General features: G+C 64.8%; 9 protein-coding genes and 1 pseudogene. 1 reads left to right on the forward strand and 9 read right to left on the reverse strand.

The features are described from left to right. Positions 1–255 (forward strand): annotated as a pseudogene (locus tag A9X01_RS10030) (50S ribosomal protein L1); the annotation flags it as partial. Between the two features lie 147 nt (positions 256–402). On the opposite strand, the gene A9X01_RS10035 reads toward A9X01_RS10030, so the two are convergent. The 9 genes from A9X01_RS10035 to A9X01_RS10075 form a co-directional block, all read right to left on the reverse strand. Further along, entirely contained in the window at positions 403–1,617 is a 1,215-nt protein-coding gene (locus tag A9X01_RS10035; RefSeq protein WP_065120613.1) for an RNA polymerase sigma factor, read from the reverse strand. A gap of 10 nt (positions 1,618–1,627) precedes the next feature. Continuing rightward, positions 1,628–2,323, reverse strand: a complete 696-nt coding sequence (locus A9X01_RS10040) for a YciI family protein (protein WP_065120614.1) — start codon at positions 2,321–2,323, stop codon at positions 1,628–1,630. An 87-nt stretch (positions 2,324–2,410) separates the two neighbouring features. Next, a complete protein-coding gene (mmaA4, locus tag A9X01_RS10045) occupies positions 2,411–3,340 on the reverse strand; it encodes a hydroxymycolate synthase MmaA4 (protein WP_436405253.1) in 930 nt (309 codons plus the stop codon). 112 nt (positions 3,341–3,452) lie between these two features. Beyond that, entirely contained in the window at positions 3,453–4,334 is an 882-nt protein-coding gene (locus tag A9X01_RS10050; protein ID WP_065120615.1) for a cyclopropane mycolic acid synthase family methyltransferase, read from the reverse strand. 124 nt (positions 4,335–4,458) lie between these two features. After that, positions 4,459–5,322 (reverse strand): cyclopropane mycolic acid synthase family methyltransferase, encoded by an 864-nt coding sequence (locus A9X01_RS10055; protein WP_065120616.1) that lies wholly within the window; start codon positions 5,320–5,322, stop codon positions 4,459–4,461. 143 nt (positions 5,323–5,465) lie between these two features. After that, on the reverse strand, positions 5,466–6,326 hold the full coding sequence (locus A9X01_RS10060) for a cyclopropane mycolic acid synthase family methyltransferase (protein ID WP_065120617.1): 861 nt from the start codon (positions 6,324–6,326) through the stop codon (positions 5,466–5,468). A gap of 97 nt (positions 6,327–6,423) precedes the next feature. Next, positions 6,424–7,347 carry an alpha/beta fold hydrolase gene (locus A9X01_RS10065; protein ID WP_065120618.1) on the reverse strand — a complete coding sequence of 308 codons (924 nt, stop codon included), beginning with the start codon at positions 7,345–7,347 and terminating at the stop codon, positions 6,424–6,426. Next, positions 7,348–8,694: an ABC1 kinase family protein gene (locus tag A9X01_RS10070; RefSeq protein ID WP_065120619.1), complete on the reverse strand. Its 1,347-nt coding sequence runs from the start codon at positions 8,692–8,694 to the stop codon at positions 7,348–7,350. It lies immediately after the preceding gene. A gap of 107 nt (positions 8,695–8,801) precedes the next feature. After that, positions 8,802–9,374, reverse strand: coding sequence for a DinB family protein (locus tag A9X01_RS10075; protein WP_065120620.1), 573 nt, complete (start codon positions 9,372–9,374; stop codon positions 8,802–8,804). Positions 9,375–9,411: the final 37 nt, after the last annotated feature.

Below are 9,411 nucleotides of genomic sequence, written 5' to 3' on the forward strand. Positions count from 1 at the left end.
GTCGCCGACATCAAGGGCGGCAAGATCAACTTCCGCGTCGACAAGCAGGCCAACCTGCACTTCGTGATCGGCAAGGCGTCCTTCGACGAGAAGAAGCTGGCCGAGAACTACGGTGCCGCGCTGGACGAGGTGCTGCGGCACAAGCCGTCGTCGTCCAAGGGCCGCTACCTGAAGAAGGTGACCGTGTCGACGACGACGGGCCCGGGCATTCCGGTGGACCCGTCCATCACCCGCAACTTCGCTTCGGAGGCGTAGGAAGCGGCGCGTAGCGCGCCGCGAACGGAGCCGACCATCGGATTCGGAGGCGTAGGAAGCGGCGCAGGTTTCCCTGCGCGAGCAGACGCATAAGCCCCTTTTTGCACGGCGTGTCCGGAGCTTTCGCGTCTGCTCGCCGGGGGACAGTTACCCGCCGCATTCGGTGAGGCGGCGGCGCAGGAACTCGCGCCCCGGTTCAGAACCGTTGGCCTCTAACGCCTTTCGATACCAGTCGGCCGCCTCGGTGAGTCGTCCGGCCCGCCGTAACAGGTCGGCGCGCACAGACGCGACGAGGTTGGAACGCACCAGCCGCGGATCATGGGCCACCTTCTCCAGCGCGGCCAGGCCGACATCGGGCCCGTCGCGGAAGCCGACCGCGAGCGCGCGATTGGCCAGCACCACCGGCGAATCCGTCAGCCGCAAGAGTTGGTCATACGCTGCGCAGATCGTGGTCCAATCCGTCTGTTCCCACGACGGAGCGGTGGCGTGGACGGCGGCGATCACCGCCTGTGGCAGATAGGGACCGGTCGATCCCTGCGCCTGACGCAACCGGGCGAGCCCACGCTCGATGTGGCTGCGGTCCCACCGCCGCCGGTCCTGCTCGTCGAGCGGGACCAGCGCCCCGGCGCCGTTCACCCGGCACGCCCGTCGCGAATCGTGCAGCAGGATCAGCGCCGCCAGCGCATGGGTGTCCGGCTCCGGCCGCAGGATGCACAGCTCGCCGGCCAGCCGCACGCCTTCGTCGCACAGTTCGTCGCGGATCGCCGACGGGCCCGCCGTGGACCAGTAGCCCTCGGTGAACACCGAGTAGATACAACCGAGCACGTGCGATGTGCGCTCGGGCAGCAGCTCGGCGGGCGGTACCCGCAACGGGATGTTGGCATGCCGAATCTTGTTCTTGGCCCGGGTGATTCGCTGCGCCACCGCAGTGTCGGACTGCAGCAGCGCGCGAGCGATCTCGGCGACGGTCAGCCCGGATACCAGCCGCAAGGTGAGCGCCAGTTGCGAAGCGCGGTCCAACGCGGGGTGCGCGCAGGTGTACATCATGCGGAGTTCGTCGTCGCGCACCGGATGCGGGTCGGTGTCGTCGGTGCGGGCCCGAATTTGGTCGATCACGGCCGCCAATTCCTTTCCGGGACGGACTGTCTCGCGACGTAACCGGTCCCTGGCGCGGTTGCGCGCGACGGTCACCAGCCAGCCGCCGGGGTTCGCCGGGGTGCCGTCGCGGGGCCAGGTCCGCAGCGCCTCGGCGCAGGCCTCCTGGACGGCGTCCTCGGCCACGGTCAGATCGCCCGACCATCGCGCGAGCGCGGCGACGGCCGACCCCCATTCGCGCCGGAAAACGCCGTCCAGAGTGGACATCTGGTGTGTTTTACAGCCCGGACAGCCCTGCGAGTTGCCGCACCTCGACGGTGGAGGCGGGAATCATCGAGGCGTACTTGACGGCCTCGTCGCGGTCGCCCGCGTCGAGCACGTAGAAGCCGTTGGCCACCTCGGCGCCTTCCGCGTACGGGCCGTCGGTGATCAGCACCTCGCCGTCGCGCACCCGAACCGTGGTCGCGGTGGCCGGTTGGTGCAGGGCAGCCCCGCCGATGATGCGGTCGCCGGCAGCGGCGGCGAATTCACCGTGCTGTGCGGCCACCGCATTCCATTCCGGTGTACCGGGCGCCTCGGTTTTCGACGGCGGCTCGAGCAGCAGGGCCAGCCAGTGGGTGCCGTCGCGTCGGGCGGGCTCGAAGGAACCGAAGATCGGCCACACCTCCACAGCCCCGAATTCGGCGACCGGGATATCGCGCGCCAATGCCAGCGCCTCGTCCAGGTTTTCCGCGTCCAGGACGTAGTAGCCGCACGCCACCTCGGCGGACTCGGCGAAGGGGCCGTCGGTCACGACGGGCGCCTTCGGCCCGCCGGTGACGAGTGCGGCGCCGGCCGCGGGCCCTAGCGCGTCACCGGCGCGGATCGCCGGGCCCGCCGCGGCGTGGAAACGCTGGAACGCCGCCATGGCGGCCTGCCCGTCCTCGGGCGTGCGGTCGCTCTCATTGCTGATCAACAACGCGAAGTACTGCATGTGTCGTCACCTCCGGTAGTGAGCGAAGCCCGTGTGCTCCACTCTCTACCTGTCCGACGAACGACGCACCCCCGATACGACAGGCGACTAGCTGACGGCGCCCGGCTTCAGGTAGGTGACCAGGCTGACGTCGAGCATCTCGTCGGTGAAGTAGTGCTCACACCCCCGCAGATACTTCATGTAGCGGTCATAGACCTCGACCGAGGTCACCTCGATGGCCTTGTCGCGGTTGGATTCCAGCGTGTCGCCCCAGATGTGCAGCGTCTTGATGTAGTGCGACCGCAACGAAACAGGTTCGGGGACAACAAAACCAGCCTTCTCGCCGTGCTCGACCATCATTCCGGTGGTCGGCAGCCGGCCGCCCGGGAAGATCTCGGTGACGATGAACTTGATGAACCGCACCGTCTCGAAGGTGATCCGCTTGCCGCGGGCCGCCATGTCGTAGGGGTGGTAGCTCACGCTGCTCTGGACGGTCATCCGGCCGTCGTCGGGCATGATGTCGAAACAACGCTTGAAAAAGTCGTCGTAGTTCTCGTGCCCGAAGTGCTCGAAGGCCTCGATGGACACAATCCGGTCGACCGGCTCGTTGAAGTCCTCCCAGCCATGCAGCAGCACCCGGCGGGAGCGGTCGGTGTCGATGGCGTCCAGTACCTGCTGGGAACGGGCGTGCTGGTTCTTGGACAGCGTCAGGCCGACAACGTTGACGTCGTACTTCTCGACCGCGCGCTTCATGGTGGTGCCCCAGCCGCAGCCGATGTCCAGCAGCGTCATGCCCGGCTTGAGGTCCAACTGGTCCAGGTTCAGGTCGACCTTGGCGATCTGGGCTTCCTCGAGGCTCAGGTCCGGCGGTTCGAAGTAGGCGCAGCTGTAGGTGCGCGTCGGGTCCTGGAACAGGGCGAAGAAGTCATCCGAGACGTCGTAGTGCGCCTGGATGTACTCGAAACTCTTGGTCCGAGTCTTCGTCGGGCTAGGCGGTTTCTCAGCCATTGTCGTCTTGTTCTCCTGAATGGTGTTCATAGCTCATACGCATGCAAAACCGTCGGCTTGACTGTTCAGCCCTACGAAAGCCCACGATGTCACACAACCGGCGTGAGGCCTGCACCCGTAAGACACGCTGCGGCAGCAAAGTCTACTTGGTGAGCGTGAAGTGGTGGCAATCGATGTAGCCAATCCGGAACGACTCCGCGGACCCGGTCAGATACTTCATGTACCGCTCGTAGATCTCCTCGGATTGGATCGCGATGGCCTCTTCTTTGTGGGCGGCGAGGGCGTCAGCCCAGAGGTCAAGGGTTCGGGCGAAGTGCAGCTGCAGGGACTCGAGGTGCCTTAGCGTGAAGCCGGCCTTGGTCGCGTGCTGCTCGACCTTTTCCACCGATGGCAGCCGGCCGCCCGGGAAGATCTCGGTAACGATGAACTTGATGAAGCGGGCCATCTCGAAGGTCACTGGCATGCCGCGCTCGACGATCTGGCCACCGGTCAGGCCGGTGATCGAGTGCAACAGCCATACGCCGTCGGGCGGCAGCGCGTTGTAGACGAACTTGAAGAAGTCGTCGTAGCGCTGAAACCCGAAATGCTCCAACGCTTCGATGGTGATGACCCGGTCCACCGGCTCGTCGAATTCGGCCCAGTCGCTCAGCAGCACCCGATGGGAGCGGTTGGTGTCGACCTGGTCGAGCAGCTGCTGGCAATAGGCGTGCTGGTTCTTGGACAGCGTCACCCCGATGACGTTGACGTCGTACTTCTCCAGCGCGCGCTTCATGGTGGAGCCCCAACCGCAGCCCACGTCGAGCAGGGTCATCCCGGGCTCGAGGCCCAGCTTGCCCAGCGCCAGGTCGAGCTTGGCGATCTGGGCTTCCTCCAGGGTCATGTCGTCGCGCTCGAAGTACGCGCAGCTGTAGGTCCGGGTGGGATCGACGAACAGGGCGTAGAACTCGTCGGAGATGTCGTAGTGGGCCTGGACGTCCTGATAGTTTTCCCGTCGGCTCCTGGCGCGAGTTAGGTTGTCAGACATGTGTCCTCCCAATAGGACAGCTCACCCCCCCGCGAGGTGACTACCTCCGGCACCCTACACGTGCTGCGCCCCATCCTTCGTATTTGAAGTCGCAGGCGAGGGGCTTTGTGCAGCCGGGTGGGCGCTACTTCTCCAGCGTGAACTGGTTGACGTCGATGTAGCCGACCCGGAACGCGTCGGCGCAGCCGGTCAGATACTTCATGTAGCGCTCGTAGACCTCTTCGGACTGGATCTCGATGGCCTCGTCGCGGCGTGCCTGCAGGGCCTCGGCCCACAGGTCCAGCGTGCGCGCGTAGTGGGCCTGCAGCGACTGACGACGGGTCAGGCGGAAGCCGGCTTTGGTGGCGTGCTCGTCGACCTTCTCGATCGACGGCAGCCGGCCGCCGGGGAAGATCTCGGTGACGATGAACTTGATGAAGCGGGCCATCTCGAAGGTCAGCGGCATCCCGCGCTCGATCATCTGGTCCGGGATCAACGCGGTGATCGTGTGCAGCAGCATGACGCCGTCGTCGGGCAGCACCCGGTAGGCCAGCGCGAAGAAGTCGTCGTAGCGGTCGAAGCCGAAGTGCTCGAACGCGCCGATGCTGACAATGCGGTCGACGGGCTCGTCGAACTGCTCCCAGCCCTCCAACAGCACCCGCCGGCTGCGCTGGGTGTCCATCGCGTCGAAGGTCTGCTGCACGTGGTTGGCCTGGTTCTTGGACAGGGTCAGCCCGACGACGTTGACGTCGTACTTCTCGATGGCGCGGCGCATGGTCGCACCCCAGCCGCAGCCCACGTCCAGCAGCGTCATGCCCGGCTGCAGACCCAACTTGCCCAGCGCCAGGTCGATCTTGGCGATCTGCGCCTCTTCCAGCGTCATGTCCTCACGCTCGAAATACGCGCAGCTGTAGGTCTGGGTGGGATCCAGGAACAGCCGGAAGAAGTCGTCGGACAGGTCGTAGTGCGCCTGCACGTCGTCGAAGTGCGGCTTCAGCTTGTCAGCCATGTTCGGTGTTGCCTTTCCGGACCACAAAGGCCCCACGGTCGCATGCCGAAAACGTCTCGCATTCCCCCCCGCGCATGCCTGAGGCAGACTATCTGATGCAGCGCTGCATCACTAAATTGCGGTGACGTAATGCCTGGTCAGCGCTATTTCGTCAGAGTGTATTGCGCGACGTTGGAAAGGCCCTTCCGGAACAGGCCCGCGCAGCCGGTCAGGTAGCGCATGAAGCGGTCGTAGACCTCTTGGGACTGGATTTCGATCGCCTTTTCGCGATTCGCCTCGAGATTGGCCGCCCATATGTCCAAAGTCCGCGCGTAATGCGGCTGCAGATATTGAATTTGGTCGACCGAGAATCCGCTGTTCTTGGCGTTGTCGATGATGTCGACCTCGCCGCACATGCCGCCGCCCGGGAAGATCTCGGTGGCCAGGAAGCGGAAGAACCGCAGATCGCTCATCGTCACGGTGATGCCGTGGTCGCGCCAGTAGGTCTGCTCGTGGGTGAAGATGCTGTGCAACAGCATCCGGCCGTCATCGGGCAGCATGTCGTAGGAGCGGTCGAAGAAGACCGGCCAGCGCTCCTTCTTGAACGCGTCAAAGGCCTCGAAGCTGACGATCCGGTCGACCTTCTCGTCGAACTCTTCCCAGCCCTGCAGGCGTGCCTCGGCGCGACGGGACGTCGGGATCTCCGCCAGCCGCGCTTTGCTGCGCTCGTAGTGGTGGCGGCTCAGCGTGATGCCGATGACGTTCACGTCGTACTTCGTCAACGCGCGCACCACCGCGCCGCCCCAGCCGCAGCCGACATCGAGCAGCGTCATGCCCGGCTCGAGGTTCAGCTTGCCCAGCGCCAAGTCGAGCTTTGCCAGTTGCGCTTCTTCCAGGGTCATGTCGTCGCGCTCGAAGTAGGCGCAGGTGTAGACCATGTTGGGATCCAAGAACAAGGCAAAGAAGTCGTCGGAGATGTCGTATGTCGCTTGCGACTCTTCGTAATACGGCTTCAAGTCGGCCATGTCAGAAAACCTCCAGTGTCAACGGTAGCAATTTCGCATATTGCGCGCGGCGGTGCCAACCCAAATGCCAGCCCGAATAAGGGAGGCCTTGTCGTACCTATTGTTGAGCGCTGCTGGCTGCGGCGAAGTTGCTCCTGAGTTCGCTGATTACCTTATCCCACAACTGTTTCGGCAGGTCATGCCCCATGCCGTCGACCAGCACCAGTCGGGCGCCGTCGATGGCCCGCGCCACCGCGCGGCCGCCGAAGGGACGCATCAACTTATCGGCACGGCCGTGGATCACGACGGTCGGCGCTGCGATGCGCCGATCGTATTGCAGCAAGCTGCCACTGCCCAATATGGCGCTGAACTGCTGGGAAATGCCCCACGGATGGAAGTTTCGATCATAAGCCTCGGCCGCGTCGGCCCGCATCTGTTCCTCCGGTGTCGGGTAACCGGGACTTCCGATGATCTTGCTGACGCGAACCGCGTTGTCGATGATCACTTCGCGCGGAGCGTTCGGCGGCGGACCCTTGATCAGCGACAGCAACGCGCGCGGGGCGGGCGGGGGCAGGAACCGGTGATTGTTGCTGGAAAAGATGATGCCGAGCGTCTTGGTTCGTTCGGCGAACCGTGCCGCGAACACCTGCGCGATCATGCCGCCCATCGAGGCGCCGACGATGTGCGCGTCGTCGATGTCGAGGTGATCAAGGATCGCCGCCGCGTCGTCGGCCAGGTCCTCCAGGGTGTAGGCCGCCGGGCTCGGCAGGCCGAGCCAGGATCGGGCCAGCCGTAGTACCAGCGGCTGCGGTGACCGGTAACGCTGCGTCTTGGTCGACAGCCCGACATCGCGATTGTCGTAACGGATGACGCGCAGGCCCTGGCTGACGAGCTGCTCGCAGAACTCGGTCCGCCACAGCAGCATCTGGGCACCCAGACCCATGATGAGCAGCACGGGCGGATGGTTCAGCTCACCCATGTCCTCGTAGTACAGCTCAACATCGCCCGAACCTGATTTGGCAACGCCACTTCGAACTTCCACTTAAACCTCTACGTCTGATTGGTGCTCGCGGCTCACTTCCACCATGAAGTTGGCGAAGTACCCGGTCAGCTGCGGGTCAGACATCATCTGCCATTTCGGGGCCAGCAGCTTCATGTACCGCTCGACATAGAGGAACTGCTTGCCGATCAAAACCAATTCCCGGGGCAGTTTCACGTCGTAGGCGTCGGCCAGCGCCGACAGTTGCCGGCCGATGTCGGCGTAGGACATGTCACCGAGCGACTGCATGGTCAGCGGGGTGGCGAACTTCTCCAGGTCCTTCGCGGCCTGAGCCTCGGGCTTCACGGTCCCGACCGCGCCCATCAGCACGACGATCTTGCCCGCCGCGGCGTGGTCCTTCTTGACCAGCAGCGCGTAGACCAGCTCACGCAGCAGCCAGCGGGTGCGCGGATCGATGCGGCCCATGATGCCGAAGTCGAAGAACACGATGCGCCCTTCGGTGTCGACGTAGAGGTTGCCCGCGTGCAGGTCGCCGTGGAACAACCCGTGCCGCAGCCCGCCCTCGAACACGCTGAACAACAACGCCTTGACCAACTCGGTGCCATCGAAGCCGGCCTTGCGGATGGCGGCGACGTCGTCGATGCGGATGCCGTGCACCCGTTCCATCGTGAGCACCCGCTCGCTGGTGAAGTTCCAGTGCACCTGCGGCACCCGGATGTTCTTGCCGAGCGGGGACGTGTGCAGATGCGAGACCCAGGCGTCCATCGACTGCGCCTCGAGGCGAAAGTCCAGCTCCTCGGCCAAGTTGTCGGAGAAGTCGGCGACCACGTCCTGGGCGGACAGCCGCCGGCCCAGCTTGGCCAGCTCGACGGCCTGGGCGAAGCGCTGCAGGATCTGCAGGTCGGCGGCGACCCGGCGGCGGATACCCGGCCGCTGGATCTTGACCACGACCTCCTCGCCCGTCTTCAGGGTGGCGTAGTGCACCTGCGCGATGGACGCCGACGCGAACGGCTTCTCGTCGAAGCTGGCGAACAGGTTCGCCGGTTCGTCACCGAGCTCCTCGACGAACAGCTTGTGCACTTCCTCGGTGTCCGCCGGCGGCACCCGGTCCAGCAGGCCGCGGAACTCGCGCGACAGCGATTCACCGAAGGCGCCGGGGCTGGACGCGATGATCTGCCCGAATTTCACATAGGTCGGGCCCAGGTCGGCGAAGGTCTGGGGGATCTGCTTGATGATTTTCTGTTGCCAGGAACCTTTGCCCGGCAGGTTGGTCACCACCCGAGCGGCGGTGCGGGTGACCTGCCAACCGGTGGCAGCTACCCGGGCCGCTTCCACCGGGAGCGGCACCCGGTCAAGCTTGGCCACGTCGCGATGTTTAGTGGAACTCATTTCTGCAGTGTGCCAAATAGCAGCAGTCGTTTCCCAATTCGATCCCAATTTGCGTGACCGCGCTCACGCACCGGAATAAGCGCGCAGAAATCCCCGGGTGAGCTGTTTTACCTGGGCTGCCACGGTGTCAGCCACGCCGTGGGCTGCCAATTTTCCCGCCCGGCGATCAATTCGTACATGGTCGCGCCATCGATGCTTTCCCGGATGATGTCGGCGTGCCCTGCATGCCGCGCCAATTCGTTGATCACGTGCAGGATCACCCAGCGCGCCGACCAGGCTTCGATGTCTTGCGGAAACCAAGGGATGTGGTGCGGAACCGGCACCGGGGCGTCGAGGTTTACCGCCTCGACCAGTTGCAGCGCTTCCGCATTCTGGTTGGCGAACGCTCGCAGCAGCCCGTCCAACGTTTCACCGGGCAGCATGACGTGCTCGTCCGCGCGTGCCTTGGCGATCTCGTCGAACGACCGGTTGTCTCTGGGCGGTGCGTCCGGTGCGCTTGCGACCCGCGCCATCCAACTGCGCTGCATACCGGTGGCGTGTTTGATCAGACCGCCGATGGACAGGGCGCTGACCGATGGCGTCGAGCGCGCCTGCTCGTCGGTGAGGCCGTAGGAAACCGCGAAGTAGGCGCTCTGGTGGTAAGCCAGATATTCACGCAGGGCGCTGCGTTCGTCCGACACGGGCGGGGAAATTGGCAGCCCACGGCGTGGCTGACAC

Source organism: Mycobacterium asiaticum, assembly GCF_001668675.1.
Taxonomy (GTDB): Bacteria; Actinomycetota; Actinomycetes; order Mycobacteriales; family Mycobacteriaceae; genus Mycobacterium; species Mycobacterium asiaticum_D.